Raw genomic sequence first — 18,625 nt, forward strand, 5'->3', positions numbered from 1 at the left:
ATCATCCTCCGGGAAGGTTGTTTCGTCTATCCGTTAATCGAATTTAATCTTTATATTGAGCAGTCCCGCTTTTCTCATCGCCTGATAAATAATGACGACGATCGGACCCAAAAACACTCCGATGAGACCGGCGAGCTTCAGCCCGATATACAAGCTGACGAGTGCAGAAATCGCCCCGATTCCGACCGAATCTCCGAGCACTTTCGGCTCGATAATTTTGCGGAACACGGTGATGACAATAAACAGCACGACCAGCCCGATGGCCAGCACGTATTCTCCTTTAATCGTCTCCAGAATCGCCCAAGGCACCAAGAAGGAGCCCGTTCCAAGAATCGGCAGGATGTCGACAATGACAATGAGCAGTGCGATCGCCATCGCGTAGTTGACATCTAGAATGATCAATCCCAATAAGGAAATCACGTAGGTGAGTCCGCTTAAAATCACCTGTGAACGAATAAATCCGAAGACCGAGCCGCGCAAATCTTCCAGCACTTTCTCCACTTTCGCATGGGATTCCTCCGAAAATACGGACAGCACGCTGCTTTTCATTGTCGGCAGGGCGTAGCTGAACAGAAACAAGGCAACTAAGAAGACAATGGACACTAAGAAGAAATTAGGAATGGTACCTGCAATGCTGATCAGATGATCGGGAACCACCTTCGCAAACCCCATTAATGCATTCAATCCTTGCTCCAATCCTTGGTCGAACCTACTCGCATATTCGGGCGACAGTGAATCATAGAACAGTTCCGTCCGATTCATTAAATCCTGTATGTACTTCCCGACTTCGTCAATATAAAACGGAACCCGATCCCAAAATTCCACCAACTGACCAAATACTTTTAGTCCAATGAGATAAAGGATGCCCAGCATGCCCACTGTAAAACCTGTACAAGTAACGGTCACAGCGGTGATACGGTTCATCTTCGTCACACGTATCAGCAGCTGATTGAGCGGTTCCATAAATATGGCGATAATTAGAGCTAACAAGAACGGGAAGCCGACTGTAAACAATCCGTATAAGAAAGCCAAGCCTAAGGCGATTGTAACAAGAGTTCTTAATGACACCTGCATCCGTCCTTTATTATAAAATGGCTTCTCTCCGTGTAAAATCAACGTCTTTATAATACGTATCCATCACCAGCAGGTTCGGCCCGCAGCAGGAAACTTGATCGCAGTGACAGCTGATCATTCCATTCAGTGGGTGATTCCTCCATTTTTCAAAAACGGCGGTTAATGAATCTTGATGGATGTTGCCTAGCGTAGACAAATCCGAGAAATCCGTAACGTAAGCATCTCCGGTAAATAAATTGACATTCAGCCGATTGCGCCCATCCGGATCATTACGAACGGTAATATTGGGCTCCCGCTTCAAGCGTTTTAACAGCTTCTGATCCTCCTCGTCGCGATTGCAGTGATAGAAGGGGAGGGTACCGAACAGCATCCAGATTTCCGGATTTCGTGCGTCCAGCAGCCGTTCTATAGCCTCCCTCGTTTCCTGCAGCGACAATATCGGAAGATGGGCTGCAAAAGAGCTAGGATACATCGGATGAACCTCATGTCTTTGGCATCCCATATCCACAATAAGTTCGTGAATCTGATCGATTTTCTTATGGGTACGGTAGTTAATCATCGATTCGGCAGAAACGAACAGTCCGCCTGATGTAAGGCGTTTTGTATTTTCGACCATGTGATTGAACATCATCTCTGCTCTTGACTTCGGCGGCTTACGCTCAGACTTCACAAAGCCGACCTCTGCAAAATCTTCGAAATCGGTATAATTAAAGGAAATATGCATGACGTCCAAATATTCAGCGATCATTTCGTAACGTGCATAATCGAGCGTTAAATTTGAGTTAAGCTGTGATTTGATCCCTCTCTTCCGGGCATATTGTAATAGCGGAAGCAAGTATTCCTTAATATTGCGCATATCAAAGGTAGGCTCGCCTCCTGTAATGCTGATCGTCTCTAGTGTGTCAATCTCATCCAATCTTCGCAGCATGAGCTCAAGCGGAAGCTTGGGGCCCTCGATCGACACTAGAGCATCCCCTACAGCGCAGTGCTCGCAGCGCATATTACACAGATTGGTCACGGTCATTTCCACACTCGTTAAAGTATGCTTACCGTACTTTCTAAGCGAATAGATAGGATCCCAAGGATCATTCGCAGGTGAGACTGGAAGCAAAGATAGATCACAAGACATATAAAACACCTTTTCTATTTGGGATAATTCATGAAGTCCATTTAGGAAGGAACGATCAAATCAGGATGAATCTCATCACCCTACATTCCATGGATATGCCAATCACACGGCAAAATAGTATCAATCAACATTATAACGCAATTACAGTTCATATAATAAGTCTGTGATCATGATATTTAATTTTTTTGACAAATCTACTTCGTAGGGACTGTTCAGAATGGATCCTTCGGCATCTTCCAATATTCGAACAACAGGCCGGTGCAAGGATGAAGCATTTAAATCAACGACGACACCTTTTTCCCCAGTGTTCAGCTTCACGGTAATCCCAATCGGATAAATCGCGATTTTATCTCTTAATTTCATCAGTTTTTGTTGGTCAAACAAAGTGCCTGAACCGGTATATAAGATCTCCATCGCTTTATGCGGAAGCATCGCGGTGCGGTATGTACGGTGGCTGGTCATCGCGTCAAAGGAATCGACGATCCCAATCCACTGCGCATATTCATGTATGTCTTCTCCTTTAATTCCTCTTGGATACCCGCTTCCATCCATTCTTTCATGATGCTGAAGCGCACAATGCGCTGTAATCAATGAAATATTAGGAATATCCTTTAGCATTTGAAAGCCCAGTTCTGTATGACGTTTGACGATATCCATTTCTGGCCCTGTCAATTTTCCAGGCTTGTTCAAGATTCGCTGATTAATCTGCATCTTGCCGATATCATGGAGCAGTCCGCCCATTCCTAACGTCATCAGCTGATCGTTGGTATAACCCTCAGACAAGCCCAGGATGATAGAGTATAAGCCTACATTGAGTGAATGGTTAAACAGGTGCTCATCGGCCCCCCGCAACTCGGATAAACTAATCAGAGCCTGATCGTGTCTGCCCAAATCTTCCAAAAGCATCTGGACAATGCCCTTAAATTCTTTATCTAAATGGGAGGGAACAGTACGCTTTCGTTGAAACTGATCTAGCGTGCGGGAAAAATTCTGTTTAATTTGGCTTAATGCGCGACTGCGTGTTTCCGGTGTGATGGTTTCCATAATTTCAATGTCTTCTGTACGGCTGTCATGGATGTACACCATATCCACACCATGGCTCTCCAGCTTGCGGATCAATGTATCATTCAGCTCAACGTGTTCTTGCAGCAGGACCATACCTTGCTCATTATAGATTGTTCTTCCCAATCTCATCCCTGCTCTGCAGTTTTTCGTTAATACTAGCCTCATCAAGTTCACACTACTTTCCGTTAAGGTCTAGGCTGCATACGTTTCAAGCCTCAAAACAAAATAACCCATCAAAGTAAAGTCACTCTAGAAAGAAATTTCTTCGCACGAATGATTGTCAAAAAATCCGTATCTTCAATTCTGTGCTGTTGACATGGCTTTGATGGGACCCGGCACAAGGGAACAAGGACAGAAATCCTACTCTTTACAATTAAAAAAAGCCCCTCAGGGCGCGCAAATACGATTGTTTCAGGCATCAGCAGCGTAGGTCTTGATTGCCCTATATACTGTTCCTTCCCCGAAAATACCGAAGGTATGATATGTTTTTTACCCGTAAAAACATTCGTTATGTATCGTTTTTCTATTCGATAGAATAGGTATATTAGTCCATTTCACTTTAACATTTAATTCGACACCAGTCAACAAAACCCGCATTCGTCCTTCCCTTACGCAGCAGCTTATTTTTATGAAAAAACACAGGGCTGCTTTCGACTGATATTCCCTGTGCTCTTTCATTCCAAAGCGTTCTATTTTCGGGCGATCCATCGTTCCGTCTTGGCCCGTTCGAGCTCCGACGGTTCGCGTAATTGTTCGGCTAACACGTCTCTTATAAATTCAGGAAGATAATAGAGCGGATGTTTATCGTTTTTCAGGGACAAATACCCCGCTCCGAACGTAAACATATCAATCGTTCCGACGGAAACAAGCTGCTCATCCTCTAACTCCATATAAGAACCGTCTTCCGATTCGAGAAGAATCTTCAGGATTTTGCCGCCGGGTCGTCCCGAAGGATCGTACTCCACTACCGCACCATCGATGCATAATGAACCGAGTATTTCACCGCGAAAGCCATATCCTTTGATCGGCATTTGCTGCATCTCCGGAAGCAACGATTGTTCGAGCGACTGCCGGATATGTTTGCCGGCCAGCTGAAGTTTGCAAGGATTAATCGGAGATGGACAAATCTCCAGCATGATCTGTCTTGTCACTTGTCCAGGAGGAAGCGAGTGCAGGATTTGCCCGGAGTTGACAAGGCCGATCTGGGCACCCGTCCATTTCCTTAATCCTGCGGCAAGCAAATTGCCGAATGGAGACTCCTTCGACCAATGAATTTCCAAAGCGGAGGATAGCTCCGCAACAGGCCTGCTTAAATTGCGCTTTGCCTTTGCCCGCTCTTCTTTAATGATTTTTTCCGTACTATCGTCATTCATCCATAGATCAGTAGAGAAGCACTGTGCCTGGATATGGGTAATTTCTTTGGTCCGAACATGAACCTCCAAATCAATCCGTCCCGTATATTCTCCAAACTTCCCGGCCCCCGCCAGCAGCGTTGTTCCAACTTTCTCACCCTGCATCAGTAAATGGTGAGTATGTCCACCGATAATGACATCTATTCCAGCAATATGCTCTGCAATCCGTTGATCGTGTGCGATCCCGAGATGAGAAACCAAGATGATAACATCGGCTTTTGGCTTCATATGTTCTACCGTTCGCTGTACTGTTGCAATCGGATCCTGTATATCCCAGCCTAGCAGCTCGTAAAACGAAGTGAAATCCACCGTAACGCCAATCAAACCGACTCTAATGTTTCCTTTATGTACGATATCAAAGGGAAGAAGAGGCTCCGGCAGCGATGACCCGCGATACATATTCGCTGCCAACACCTTGAAACGCGCATGCTCTTTATAGAGCTCGAGCAAACGCTCAGGTTCTATAGTCAAGCCCTCATTGTTGCCGGGAACAGCGTAATCATAGCCCGCTTCATTCATAACATAGATATTGGCAAGCCCCTCCGTGCCTTCCGTCTCCATGCGCACTCGGTCGATGTGATCTCCGCAATCAATGACAAGCAGCTGCTGATCCGTTATATCCTGTCTTTGCTGCTTCAGCCAATAAGCAATTTTGGGCATTCGTTCAAACCGGCTGTGAATATCGTTCGTATGAAGCACGGTCAATTTTTGTATTTCCAAGGGTGAATCCCTCCAAACCATCATTCATTCATGATTGTTTCGTTGAATCTAAAAAGCAGGACCATTTACATACTTCAAATTTATCATACAATGGCTAAAATGAATATTTCACTAGGACGAGTGTGGCAATTTTTGGATTGTTTTTTTCCAGTTGTATTGCTATCATATAAAATAATTACAATAATTTATATTTTTCGACATTTCGTGAGACAACATTGATTCTAGTGGGTGATATGTATTCATGCTTATTCATGTTAACCAATTGCAGCCAGGGGATCGGATCATGACCGATGTGTTTAACGATTTCGGTGTCAATATTATGTCCGGCGGCACCCCTCTGGTTAGAGCAGACATCGAGCTGTTAATGAAGCATCGGATTAACTACGTAGATATTTTACCTCGTCAGATGGAAACCGATCGTCCTAATTCGTGGAAGACTGCTCATGTCGAAAGTCATGTTTTGCCAACATATATGAAAACGATTTCGTCGGTAAAAAAGATATTTGATTCCATCCAAAACGGCGAACAATTACTGACAAAGGATCTGGATGATTTTACAAAAAGCATGATATCTTCTATTCAAGAAGAAAGAGACGCAGTATCCCTGCTCATCTTATTGAACACAGATGAAGAATATACGTATCAGCATAGTGTGCACGTCGGAATGTTGGCTTATTTCATCTCCAAGTGGCTCGGCTATCCAGAAGAAGAAGCTCAGCTCATCGGCAGAACCGGCTTTTTGCATGATATCGGTAAGAGCAAGGTACCTGCTCATATTTTAAACAAACCCGCTGCTTTGACAGAAGAAGAATTCGAAGAAATCAAAAAACATACGAATTACGGTCATGACATCATTATACAAGCGCAAGGTCCATGTGTTGAAGCGGCAGTGGCGCTCCAGCATCACGAAAGAATCGATGGATCTGGATATCCGAATGGATTAACCGGGGAGCAAATTCATCCTTACGCCAAAATTGTGGCCGTTGCAGATACATACAGCGCAATGATATCGAAGCGCATTTATAAGCAGAGCAAGGATCTGCTCTGTGTGCTGAAGGAACTGTACCAGCTCAGCTTTAAGAATTTAGAACCAAAAGTTGTACATACGTTTATTGAACACATGCTTCCTTCCTTTATCGGAAAGGTAGCTGTTCTGAACAATGATCAGCAGGGAGAGATCGTGATGATTAATCCGAACGACTTGTTCAGACCTTTGATTAAGATGAAAGCAAAATTCGTTGATTTGTCCGAACATAAAAATCTTGAAATTGTGCGTATCATGGTATAATGCGAATTGAATCAAAAGGGTGCCCAAGATCATATATATGGGGCACCCTTTTTCATCATTCTTACAGCATACTATCTAGCGACCCTTCGCGATCTGAGATACGTTTTTTTCCAATAGCTTTTGTTGATATTCGTAATTTGAACCCCGTTCTTTGGACTAGGCGAGGAATGAATCATCTTCTGATTGCCCATGTAAATCCCCACGTGTCCCACGGTTTTATTGGTTTTAAAACGGCCTGGCACATAGAAAAACAAAAGGTCTCCCTTACGCAGATTTTTTCGGCTGACACTTACTCCTCTTCGAGCCTGTGCGCGAGCGGTTCGCGGGAGATCCACTCCCTGCTTGCCGAATAAATATTGAACATAGGATGAACAGTCGAAACGTTTAGATCTAGGATAAGGCTTCGCTCCGAAATCATAATCGACACCCAAATATCGTTTAGCTCTATTAATCAGGGTATTCATGTTTATATTTTTCAGTGCGGGAATATCCTCTTGTGTACTGTATGGCAGCATGACCGATTCGTCTTTGAATGGATCGTTAGGATCATCTTGAAAGAAGTTATCATCCTGTTCTTCATTACCTGCATCGATTTCAGCATTTTGTTCTCCCGATCCGTGAATAATGACTTGTGTTTCCTGAGGCGTAAAAGTCAATTGGTCGGAGAACACTTTGCCAAGCGCATCGACAGGGATGTAAGTCTCCCCTTTGACATCCACCGGCTGTTGGCTGAGCGAAACCGTCCGGTCCTCGACGGCCGCTTGATTTGAATTCAAGAAAATTTGATAAACCATATCGTGATCGCCGATTTCAAACTTCTTCTGTTGTTCGTCGTACGTTGAATTTAACCCTGTCACTTCCAGCAAACGAGCCAACGAAATATACGGCTGTCCGTTTACATATTGATAAGGAATAGCCGTGTCCTCTTCCAAGGAGTATGTGTTAAGCTGTGAATTGGACCGGTTCCGATTCGTTAATTCATTTAGCGGAACCGCATTGCCGCCCGTATTCATCTGTGTTTCAAAACGAGCATCTTCATTGTTGTTATTGTTTAATACACGATCTTGATCAGAACAGGCTGCCGTCACAACGGAAATGGATAGTATGGCGGCGGTTATCGAATAAATGCTTTTTTTCACGGTTTTGCAGCTCCTTTATGGATACAATTATTGATTTTTATCTGTTCATAGATTGGGGTCAAACCGTCCTTTTTATGCCGCCATAATTAAGTAGATAATGCCATATTCGGCTTTTTGGATAAACCGAAATTTTATGAATTCCATACCAAAAAGAGCACGGAGAATATCTCCGTGCTCCCTGTTTTTTTACAATTAACCGATGGAACCTTCCATCTCGAACTTGATCAGACGGTTCATCTCCACCGCATACTCCATTGGCAGTTCTTTCGTGAACGGCTCAATAAAGCCCATAACGATCATTTGTGTAGCTTCTGCTTGTGTCAAGCCTCTGCTCATCAAATAAAACAGCTGCTCTTCCGAAACTTTAGATACGGTTGCTTCGTGCTCAAGCGTAATATCGTCATTCAAAATTTCGTTATATGGAATGGTATCCGATGTCGATTCGTTATCCATAATCAATGTATCGCATTGGATATTCGACTTCGATCCCTGGCTGTTTCTAGAGAAAGAAGCCAGTCCACGGTACGTTACTTTGCCCCCCTGCTTACTGATGGACTTGGAGACGATGGTTGAAGTGGTTTCAGGTGCAAGGTGAATCATTTTCGCACCAGCATCTTGATGCTGTCCTTTACCTGCAACGGCGATGGATAGCACAGAACCTTTCGCTCCGCGTCCTTTCATAATGACAGCTGGATATTTCATCGTTAACTTGGAGCCGATGTTGCCATCAACCCACTCCATATTCGCGCCTTCTTCGGCGACCGCACGTTTCGTAACCAGGTTATAAATATTCGGAGCCCAGTTCTGAATGGTCGTATAACGCGCACGGGAATTCTTCTTACAGATTATTTCAACGACTGCACTGTGCAAAGAATTGGTGCTGTAAATCGGTGCTGTACAGCCTTCAACATAGTGAACAAAGCTGTCCTCGTCTGTAATGATCAGTGTACGCTCGAACTGACCCATATTCTCCGAATTAATACGGAAATATGCCTGCAGAGGAACTTCACACTTCACGCCTTTCGGCACGTAGATGAAGCTGCCCCCGGACCAAACGGCACTGTTCAAAGCAGCAAATTTGTTATCCGTTGGTGGAACGATCGTACCGAAATATTCTCTGAACAGCTCAGGATATTCCTTCAACGCACTGTCCGTATCCATGAAAATAACGCCCTGCTCTTCAAGCTCTTTTTGCATGTTGTGATAAACGACCTCAGATTCGTACTGTGCCGACACACCAGCAAGGAACTTTTGCTCTGCTTCGGGAATTCCGAGCTTATCGAAAGTTTCCTTAATTTCGGCAGGAACTTCTTCCCACGTTTTCCCTGCTTTTTCAGCAGGACGTACATAATATTGGATATCGTTAAAGTCTAGATCATCCAAGTTGCCGCCCCAACGAGGAGTTGGCATCTTGTAAAAATGCTCGAGCGATTTCAAACGAAACTCCAGCATCCAATCCGGCTCACCCTTTTGACGGGAGATTTCCTTTACGATTTCCGGAGTCAAGCCTTTTCCAGTTTGGAAAACAGCCTGGTGCGTATCTCTAAAGCCATACTTGTATTCACCGATTTCTGGCATCTTTTTCGCCATTCCAACCTACCTCCTTAAAATGCTTACTGTTCCTTCGCTTGATTGACACCTTTTCGCATCGCGTTCCACGCGAGCGTAGCGCATTTAATACGTGCGGGAAATTTATTGACACCGGCCAGTGATTCAATATCCTCGTATTCAAACTCTTGAGGCTCGCCTTTCATTAATCCGGAAAATTTCTCTGCCATCTCTACTGCTTCGTCCAAAGTCTTGCCTTTTACCGCTTCGGTCATCATCGAAGCGGAAGCCATGCTGATCGAGCATCCTTCCCCTTCGAATCTTGCCTCTTTTACAATACCGTCTTGAATACTCAATTGTAAAGTGACTCGATCACCACAAGTGGGGTTATTCAGCTGTATGGTGAGTGAATCATCTTCAGCAGTTCCACGGTTGCGGGGGTTTTTATAATGATCCATTATGACTCTTCTGTACAAATCATCCAATTGCATGACCGAAATACTCCTTTGCTTTATGAAGTGCCTGAACGAGCCGGTCGACGTCCTCTTCGGTGTTGTACAAATAAAAGCTTGCTCGGGCCGTTGCCGTAACCTCAAGCCATCTCATGAGCGGCTGACAGCAGTGATGACCCGCCCTGACAGCCACCCCTTCTGCATCGAGTACCGTAGCAACATCATGCGGATGGACATCATCCAAATTAAATGTGACCAGTCCAGCACGATCTTTAGCCGGTCCATAAATGGTTAAACCTTCGATGGTTTGCAGCTGGTCCACAGCATATGCTGTAATCTGTTTCTCATGGCGCTCAATTTCATCCATACCAATTTCATTCAGGAAATCAATCGCGGCGCCTAGCCCAATCGCTCCGGCAATAATTGGTGTACCGCCTTCAAACTTCCAAGGCAGCTCCTTCCAAGTAGATTCATATAAATCAACATGATCAATCATCTCTCCGCCAAATTCGACCGGCTCCATGCTTTCAAGCAGCTCTTTTTTACCATAGAGTGCCCCGATCCCTGTCGGTCCACACATCTTATGCCCAGATAGCGCATAGAAGTCGCAATCTAACTCCTGAACATCCACTTTCATATGTGGAGTACTTTGTGCACCGTCAACTATAATCTTCGCACCATGCTGATGGGCGATTTGTGCCAATTCCTTCACTGGATTGACGACACCGAGTACATTAGATACATATACGACGGCAACGATTTTAGTACGATTCGTAATGATTTCCTTAGCATCCTCGACGCGGATCGATCCGTCCTTCTGCAAGGGAATATATTTCAGCACCGCCCCGGTTGCTTGCGCCACCTGCTGCCAAGGAATCAGATTGCTGTGATGCTCCATCGGCGTGAGAACAATTTCGTCCCCTTCACGGCAAACCGATCTGGCATAGCTGGCTGCAACCATATTAATGGATGCCGTCGTGCCTCGGGTAAAGATGACTTCTTCTGTTGATTTCGCATTAATGAAGCGGGCCAGCTTTTCTCTGGCCCCTTCATATGCATCCGTAGCAAGGTTCCCTAACGTATGAACGCCACGGTGCACATTCGAATTATATTGTTCGTAGTAATGTGAAATCGTATCTATAACCCGCTTCGGTTTCTGAGACGTAGCCGCACTGTCTAAGTAAACTAAAGGATGACCATTCACGTCCTGATGTAAAATCGGAAATTGTTTTCTCAGGTCCGCTGTATTCATTGCCCCAGTTTCCTTTCAACAATATTCGAAAGCAGCTCCTCCAATTCCTTGATCGGAATTTCAGCCACGATGGGTTCCAAAAATCCATAAATAATGAGTTTCGTCGCTTGTTCTCTGCTAATGCCGCGAGACATTAAATAATAAATTTGTTCCTTGTTCACTTGGCCGGCACTCGCTGCGTGTCCTGCCTTCACATCATCTTCGTCGATCAACAGCATCGGGTTGGCGTCACCGCGTGCTTTCGGGCTGAGCATGAGTACCCGCTCGGTCTGCTCGCCATTGGCATGAGTCGCGCCTTTTTCGATTTTCGTAATCCCGTTAAAGATCGCGGTTGCTTCATCTCTCATTGCAGCACGTGTGATCATATCGCTGTTGGAACTTTTTCCGAAATGCACGGCTTTCGTCGTGACATTCAGCTTTTGATCGTTTGTGCCGACACAGATTACTTTCGCGTCCGAAGCTGAGCCGCTGCCTTTGAGGATCGAAGTTGTATCAGAAACGGCGTTGCCGTAGTTCATTTCTCCAACAATCCATTCCACCTGTCCATCTTTCTCTACGATGGCTCTGCGGAAGCTGAGGTCGGTTATTTCCTTGCTCAAATGGTGGATCGAGGCAAAGGTCACTTTAGCGCCAGGTTTCACAATCACTTCTGCAATGCCGCTGTGAACTTGAGCAGACGTTGTTTCAGTGGAGGTAACCACATCAACATATTTCACACTGCTGTTCTCATCAGCAACGATGAGAATGTGCGGCGAGAATGCCGCTTGTTCTTCGTCGTGTACGAACATCGCCTGCAGCGGAATGTCGATTTGAACGTTCTTCGGAACATAGAGGAACACACCTCCATTCCAGATCGCCGCATGAAGCGCGGACAGCTTATGCTCATCAGACTTCACCGCAGTAAATAAATGCTTCTGTACCAAATCACTGTGCTGCTTTGCCGCTTCTTCCAAGCTCATAAAGATGACGCCCTGCTCCTGCAGTTCAGAAGCAAGATGACTCAGTACAACTGCAGAATTGCGCTGAACGATCAAATTATGACCTTCCTGATTCGTCTGCAGCATTTGATTGAACTCTTCAGGCAGCTCATTCACTTGGGAGATCGCTGCTGCTGGTTTGTACTCTCCATATCCATCCATTTTCCAACGGTCTAATCTTGTCTTTTCCAATTTAGGCAGTTCCAATTGGCCTGCTTTGTCCAATGCGCTGAGCCGCAGCTCTGTCAACCATTGCGGTTCGTTTTTGCTTTTGGATGCCGATTCAACGGCTTCTCGGCCAACGGGAAGAATGATTTCTGTCGTCATTTCAATTCCTCCTGATTGGTTGTTCATTCATGAGTGATGCTTAAAATTTCGGTCCGGACGTATTCATTGGTACTTGGAATTCATCTTCCTGTCCTACCGTTTCATCCTCAATACCGAGCTCTTCCTTAATCCAGTCATAACCGTCCTTCTCAAGACGCTGTGCTAATTCAGGACCGCCGGATTTCACAACCCGACCTTGCATCATGACATGAACAAAATCTGGAGTAATATAGTCTAACAAGCGCTGATAGTGGGTGATGATCAAAAATCCGCGCTCAGGGCTGCGCATGCTGTTCACACCGTTCGCAACAATGCGGAGAGCGTCGATGTCAAGACCAGAGTCAATTTCATCCAAGATGCAAAGCTTCGGCTCAAGCATCGTCATTTGCAGAATTTCATTTCTCTTCTTCTCACCGCCGGAGAAGCCTTCATTCAAGTAACGGTGCATAAACTGAGGATCCATTTCAAGATCTTTCATTTTGCCTTCCATTTGGCGAATAAATTTAATAAGAGAAATATCGTTGCCTTCGCCTCGGCGAGCATTCAGAGCGCTTCTCATAAAATCGGCGTTCGTTACACCGGTAATTTCACTTGGATACTGCATCGCCAGGAACAATCCTGCACGTGCTCTCTCATCGACTTCCATCTCCAGCACATCTTCCCCGTTCAGGGTAACGGAACCATCCGTCACTTCATATTTGGGATGACCCATAATAGCGGAAGCGAGTGTACTTTTACCTGTTCCGTTTGGACCCATGATGGCGTGAATTTCTCCACCTTTGATCTCCAAATTAATTCCTTTTAAAATCTCTTTCCCCTCAACAGACGCTTTCAGTTCGTCTATCTTAAAAAGAAGTTGATCGCTCATGTTACAGTCTACCTCCATCGTATGTTTATATTTGCCGAAAAGTCGGCTGATTCGCTCATGGGATGTGACATTTATCACACTGATTCTCAAACGATTCTCAGTGAATTCATTTTATTATAATTATTCTAAAAAAGCAAATTAGAATGATTATAAATTATGAAATCTTCATAGAAGAGCGATATATCATGATTATTATACCAGATTATGTTACAAGGCACTCTCCAAACATGAGAAAAAATAACGAAAACCAACATAAACAGCGTCCATTAGGCAAAAAAAAACGGAGGAGAATCCCCCGCGTCGTATTTTTATTGCATATTGAAAGACTTAAGCATCCAAATGTGCTTCTCCAGCTTCGATTGAATCCCGATCAGCAGGTCTCCGGTAACCTCATCCTTGTGTTCTTCAGCTATTTCGATGCCCTGCCGTAATTCCTGAACAACTGTCGAAAAATCGTCAATCAGTATGGTGACCATTTGCTCCGCTGATTCATTGCCGGCTGCTTCCTTGATACTGCTTTCCTGCACATACTGCGCCATCGTTGAAAGCGGCCGTCCGCCAAGGGTAAGCACCCTTTCTGCAATATCATCCAGCGATTGTGTAGCTTCATTATAATACTTTTCGAACATCTCATGCAGTGTAAAAAAATTCGTCCCCTTTACATACCAATGAAAATGATGCAGTTTCACATACAGTACCGAGAAATTGGCAACCTGTTTATTCAGTGCGGTTTTCAGATCCATCGTTGTGGAAATCATAACATCCCTTCCTTTATAAAATGAATTGGATGAACATCTATTTTAAGTTTGGACTTCATTAGCTTTTGCAGCAATCACCATTCTTATGTTTTTTCTTGTCCAATTTATGACGAAAGGGATTCCAACGAGGCCATTCATGCTTTATAGTAGAATTTATTATAGATCTGATAAGATGTGCTGCACTTGATGTACTTACGAGTCCTTAAAGCGGCGCTTTATCGGTTCACCTATTTGAACCAAGAAGCAATAAAACTTCAATAATCATAGTACGATTTGGAGGAACAAATACGATGCCCGAATATCATCCGTTAACGGAAACAGAAGCCATGGCTCTGGCTGTAGAGCGTACGTCATTATTTACGGAAAACGCAGAGCTGTTTTGTCAAGAAATAGGGGACGGCAACCTGAATCTCGTATTTCACATCAAGGATCAAAAATCAAGCGCCAGTGTCATCATAAAGCAGGCTTTGCCCTACGCGAAAGTCGTAGGAGAGTCATGGCCCCTAACATTAGACCGCGCCCGCATTGAAAGTGAAGCGCTGCGAATACAGCGAAGCCTGTGCACAGAACTTGTGCCTGAAGTTTACTGCTATATTCCTGAACTGGCGGTAACGATCATGGAAGATCTTAGCGATCATCATATTATGCGCAGAGGACTCATAGAAGGGCGCAGATATTCTTTATTTGCTGAGCACATCGGCGAATTTATGGCAAACACACTTTTCTACACTTCTGATCTAGGAATGAATCAGCAGGAAAAGAAGCTGCAGCAGGGCCGATTTGTAAATCCGGAGCTGTGCAAGATCACAGAGGATTTGATTTTCAGTGACCCTTATACCGCATCGCCCAATAATAACTATAACCCAGCGCTGCAGGATATGGTCGACAGGCTGCAGACGGATGAAGAGCTCCATTTCGAGGTCGCTCAGCTTCGCTACAAATTCCTGACGCAGGGTGAGGCCCTGCTTCATGGCGATCTGCATACAGGCAGCATCTTCGTTACGGACAAGACGACCAAAGTCATTGATCCTGAATTTGCCTTTTACGGACCGATGGGCTTCGATCCTGGTGCGATCATTGCGAATCTAATTCTGAACTATTGCGGCCAGCTGGGGTGGATTCAGGACAATGCGGTTCTAGCCGATTACAGAGCCTATTTGTTGGATACGATACAGAACGTATGGGGGCAGTTCGAAAGCCATTTCCGCCGTTTATGGAATGAGCATGACGGTGATTGGCTGCTGAATAAGAAGCAATTCCAAGACAATTATATGTTGAAGCTGTTTCAAGACACGGCCGGTTTTGCAGGATGTAAAATCGTTCGTCGTATCGTAGGACTATCGCACGTTGCCGACATCCATACGATTAAAGACGCTGCTGCCAAAGAACAAGCAGAGCGAATGGCCTTAACGATCGGCATTGCCCTGATCAAAAACCATCGCCAAATGAAACAAATCGGCGAGATTATTCAAACGGTAAAAGGTGTGTAACTATCGATGCAAAAGGCACATACTCCACTATTGTCGGTTATCTGGAACCATGATCACATCGACCTGCTGGATCAACGGCTGCTGCCGGAGGAAATCGTATATATTGAACTAACTACTTCGGAAGACGTGTGGGAAGCGATCCGTCATCTGAAAGTGAGAGGCGCTCCGGCTATCGGCATTACGGCTGCATACGGTGTATATCTCGGAATACAGCGTTCCGCTGCGGATTCCCCACAGCAGCTTGTCGAAGCCGTACGCGATCAGGTGAAATATTTATCAACGTCCAGGCCGACCGCTGTCAATTTGTTTTGGGCGCTGGAACGAATGGAGAAGACCGCTGTCTCTGGTCTGGAAAAGGGACTGAACACAGAAGAGCTCATGCAAGTCGTCCTGCAGGAAGCGATCCAAATTCACGCTGAAGATGAGGAGACGAATCGGCTCATCGGCGAGCATGCACTCAGCTTATTTCAAGACGGCATGGGCGTCCTCACCCACTGCAACGCCGGCGGGCTGGCTACGGCCAAATACGGAACCGCATTAGCGCCTATGTATCTCGCTCACGAAAAAGGGATGCACCTCAAAGTATTCGCAGATGAGACGCGGCCTGTCCTGCAGGGAGCGCGATTAACGGCCTTTGAGCTGCAGCAGGCCGGAATTGACGTCACTTTAATCTGTGACAACATGGCGGGCATGGTCATGTCCAAGGGCTGGGTTCAGGCTGTCATTGTCGGTACAGACCGTGTGGCGGCTAATGGAGATGTCGCCAATAAAATCGGTACCTACAGCGTAGCGGTCCTTGCCAAAGAGCATGGGATCCCTTTCTATGTGGCATGCCCTCTTTCAACCATCGACCTGCAAACGCCTTCTGGGGAAGATATCCCGATCGAAGAGCGGCATGAAGAGGAAATTACGGAGGGTTTCGGCAAGCGCACGGCACCTCAAGGAGTTAAGGTGTTTAATCCCGCGTTCGATATCACCCCCCATCGATATGTCACTGCGATCATTACGGAAAAGGGTATTATCGAGCCCCCATTCGATATCAACTTAAAGAAAGTTTTTGAAGAATAAACTGCTTTTAATGATTGTCATGAATCTAGAAAATTTGGTATAATATAAGCAAATCTAAAGGCAATGCTTACCTACACAAGGTACAACCTCGAGCACGGGAAACCGCTGATTCGAGCTTGTGCCTTTTTTATTTGTCTTGTCTTTAGTGCGACTATCGTAGAAAGCGCATACACTTCTTCAATTCATTTTTTACTATTAAAAGGAGGCAGGTATTTATGCTGTTGGAAGCTGTATTTCATCGTCCCAAAATGAATTGGTCATATGCCGTTGACCGTGAGACGATCCATCTCAGAATTCGTACCAAACGCGGCGACGCTAAACAAATCACTGTCGTATACGGAGACAAGTACCGTTTTGACAAATTGCGGGATACTGCACCGATGGAGAAATTCGCCTCAGATCAGCTTTTCGATTATTGGCAGACTGCGGTGAAGCCGCCATTCCGCCGGTTAGTCTACGGTTTTCTGCTGGAATCTGAGAATGAAACGATCTGGTTTGATGAAAAGGGCTTTGCCGAAGATGTTTCGAAGAACGTGAACACTTACTTCAACTTTCCGTTCTTGAATGCCATCGATGTTCATGAGCCGCCAGCTTGGGTCAAAGATGCGGTGTTCTATCAAATCTTCCCTGAGCGTTTTGCCAACGGCGATCCGAGCAATGACCCAGATAACGTAGAGCCGTGGGGCGGCCAGCCCAAATATAACAATTTCTTCGGCGGAGATTTGCAGGGCGTCATCGATCACCTGGACCACCTGCAGGAGTTAGGCATCAATGCCATTTACTTTACACCGATCTTCGAAGCAACGACAAACCATAAATACGACACGACCGATTATATGAAAATTGATCCGCATTTCGGTGATGTAGAGACGATGAAGCGCCTCGTTTCAGATTGTCATGCAAGAGGCATCCGCGTCATGCTGGACGCCGTCTTCAATCATTCGGGCGGCCGTTTCCAACCGTTCCTAGACGTACAGGAGAAAGGCGAAGCTTCGGCTTATAAGGACTGGTTCCATATTCGGGAGTTTCCCGTCAGTGTCGTCGATGGAGTTCCTACCTACGATGCCTTCGCCTTTGAACCGCACATGCCGAAGCTGAATACCGAGCATCCGGAGGTTCAAGCATATTTGCTGAAGGTCGCAAGATATTGGATTGAAGAAATAGGTATCGACGGCTGGCGGCTCGATGTAGCGAACGAGGTGGATCACCAGTTTTGGCGAGAATTCCGGAAGACAGTCAAGGACGCCAATCCTGAAGCCTATATCCTTGGCGAAATCTGGCATGACTCTCTGATGTGGCTGCAAGGAGATCAATTCGATGCGGTTATGAATTACTTGTTTACGAATGCCGTTCTTGACTTCTTCACCAAGGATGCCATGGACAGCAAACAGTTCGCAGATGATATCCAAGCGCTGCAGGCCAAATATCCACAGCCAATTACGGAAGTCATGTTCAATCTACTGGACAGCCATGATACGGCCAGACTTCTGCATATGTGCAGCGACGATAAACGACGTATGAAGCTGGCAGCGTTATTCCAATTGACATACAGCGGTGCACCATGCATCTATTACGGCGATGAGATCGGTTTAACCGGTGCGAACGATCCGGACTGCAGACGTTGTATGGAATGGGATAAAGATAAGCAGGATTCGGAGCTGTTTGACTTCTACAAAAACCTCATCTCGCTGCGTAAGGAGCATGCCGCGCTTCGAACCGGCAGCCTGAAATTCCTTTACGCTCCGTCGAAGGAACAGGTCTTAGTATATGAGCGGCGAGATCAACAGGCGGTATTCGTCATTGCGATGAATGCGGCGGAGTCGAATCAATCGATTACGTTCCCATTGGAGCAGGGACGGTATGAAGAAGTATTCACAGGGGAAGCGCTCTCATCCGACGGAACAGATGCGTCCATTGAGCTGCCTGCTTACGGATACACAGTTTACAAGAAAATAAGCTAAAAATAAGGGCTGGGATGCTGATTCCCGGCCCTTATCTTAGTGTAAGCTTAAAAGGAAAGTCGGTATGACATCCGAATTAGGGGTGGGATATACCGAA

15 protein-coding genes are annotated in these 18,625 nt (G+C 45.5%); 4 read left to right on the forward strand and 11 right to left on the reverse strand.

All coding sequences use genetic code 11. The features are described from left to right. Positions 1-33 precede the first annotated feature (33 nt). From ytvI to ACFPXP_RS00465, 4 genes are all read right to left on the reverse strand, one after another. Entirely contained in the window at positions 34-1,068 is a 1,035-nt protein-coding gene (gene ytvI, locus ACFPXP_RS00450) for a sporulation integral membrane protein YtvI (protein ID WP_379891376.1), read from the reverse strand. A 16-nt stretch (positions 1,069-1,084) separates the two neighbouring features. After that, positions 1,085-2,203, reverse strand: a complete 1,119-nt coding sequence (gene yfkAB / locus ACFPXP_RS00455) for a radical SAM/CxCxxxxC motif protein YfkAB (RefSeq protein ID WP_379891378.1) — start codon at positions 2,201-2,203, stop codon at positions 1,085-1,087. Positions 2,204-2,344: 141 nt separating this feature from the next. Next, on the reverse strand, positions 2,345-3,397 hold the full coding sequence (locus ACFPXP_RS00460) for an HD-GYP domain-containing protein (protein WP_379891380.1): 1,053 nt from the start codon (positions 3,395-3,397) through the stop codon (positions 2,345-2,347). A gap of 560 nt (positions 3,398-3,957) precedes the next feature. Next, positions 3,958-5,400, reverse strand: coding sequence for a bifunctional metallophosphatase/5'-nucleotidase (locus tag ACFPXP_RS00465; RefSeq protein ID WP_379891382.1), 1,443 nt, complete (start codon positions 5,398-5,400; stop codon positions 3,958-3,960). Between the two features lie 241 nt (positions 5,401-5,641). On the opposite strand from ACFPXP_RS00465, the gene ACFPXP_RS00470 reads away from it, so the two are divergent. After that, entirely contained in the window at positions 5,642-6,688 is a 1,047-nt protein-coding gene (locus ACFPXP_RS00470; protein ID WP_379891384.1) for an HD-GYP domain-containing protein, read from the forward strand. Between the two features lie 71 nt (positions 6,689-6,759). Here the strand turns inward: ACFPXP_RS00470 and ACFPXP_RS00475 are convergent, their stop codons facing one another. From ACFPXP_RS00475 to ACFPXP_RS00505, 7 genes are all read right to left on the reverse strand, one after another. Further along, the gene (locus ACFPXP_RS00475; RefSeq protein WP_379891386.1) at positions 6,760-7,827 is read right to left on the reverse strand and encodes a C40 family peptidase; all 1,068 of its coding nucleotides are present in this window, start codon (positions 7,825-7,827) and stop codon (positions 6,760-6,762) included. Between the two features lie 192 nt (positions 7,828-8,019). Then, entirely contained in the window at positions 8,020-9,417 is a 1,398-nt protein-coding gene (sufB, locus tag ACFPXP_RS00480; RefSeq protein ID WP_379891388.1) for a Fe-S cluster assembly protein SufB, read from the reverse strand. 23 nt (positions 9,418-9,440) lie between these two features. Further along, positions 9,441-9,866, reverse strand: a complete 426-nt coding sequence (gene sufU / locus ACFPXP_RS00485) for a Fe-S cluster assembly sulfur transfer protein SufU (protein ID WP_379891390.1) — start codon at positions 9,864-9,866, stop codon at positions 9,441-9,443. After that, the gene (locus ACFPXP_RS00490) at positions 9,853-11,079 is read right to left on the reverse strand and encodes a cysteine desulfurase (RefSeq protein WP_379891392.1); all 1,227 of its coding nucleotides are present in this window, start codon (positions 11,077-11,079) and stop codon (positions 9,853-9,855) included. The genes sufU and ACFPXP_RS00490 overlap by 14 nt, the downstream gene beginning before the upstream one ends. Then, positions 11,076-12,383 (reverse strand): Fe-S cluster assembly protein SufD, encoded by a 1,308-nt coding sequence (sufD, locus tag ACFPXP_RS00495; protein WP_379891394.1) that lies wholly within the window; start codon positions 12,381-12,383, stop codon positions 11,076-11,078. The genes ACFPXP_RS00490 and sufD overlap by 4 nt, the downstream gene beginning before the upstream one ends. A gap of 40 nt (positions 12,384-12,423) precedes the next feature. Next, positions 12,424-13,251, reverse strand: a complete 828-nt coding sequence (sufC, locus tag ACFPXP_RS00500) for a Fe-S cluster assembly ATPase SufC (protein ID WP_379891396.1) — start codon at positions 13,249-13,251, stop codon at positions 12,424-12,426. A 308-nt stretch (positions 13,252-13,559) separates the two neighbouring features. Then, positions 13,560-14,009: a Dps family protein gene (locus tag ACFPXP_RS00505; protein ID WP_379891398.1), complete on the reverse strand. Its 450-nt coding sequence runs from the start codon at positions 14,007-14,009 to the stop codon at positions 13,560-13,562. A 290-nt stretch (positions 14,010-14,299) separates the two neighbouring features. Between ACFPXP_RS00505 and mtnK the strand changes: the two genes are divergently transcribed. From mtnK to ACFPXP_RS00520, 3 genes are all read left to right on the forward strand, one after another. Further along, entirely contained in the window at positions 14,300-15,499 is a 1,200-nt protein-coding gene (mtnK, locus tag ACFPXP_RS00510) for an S-methyl-5-thioribose kinase (RefSeq protein ID WP_379891400.1), read from the forward strand. A 6-nt stretch (positions 15,500-15,505) separates the two neighbouring features. Beyond that, complete coding sequence (gene mtnA, locus ACFPXP_RS00515; protein WP_379891402.1) at positions 15,506-16,567, forward strand: S-methyl-5-thioribose-1-phosphate isomerase; 1,062 nt, start codon at positions 15,506-15,508, stop codon at positions 16,565-16,567. 215 nt (positions 16,568-16,782) lie between these two features. Then, positions 16,783-18,528 carry an alpha-glycosidase gene (locus tag ACFPXP_RS00520; protein ID WP_379891404.1) on the forward strand — a complete coding sequence of 582 codons (1,746 nt, stop codon included), beginning with the start codon at positions 16,783-16,785 and terminating at the stop codon, positions 18,526-18,528. Positions 18,529-18,625: the final 97 nt, after the last annotated feature.

This window comes from Marinicrinis lubricantis (assembly GCF_042658665.1).
GTDB lineage: Bacteria > Bacillota > Bacilli > Paenibacillales > KCTC-33676 > Marinicrinis > Marinicrinis lubricantis.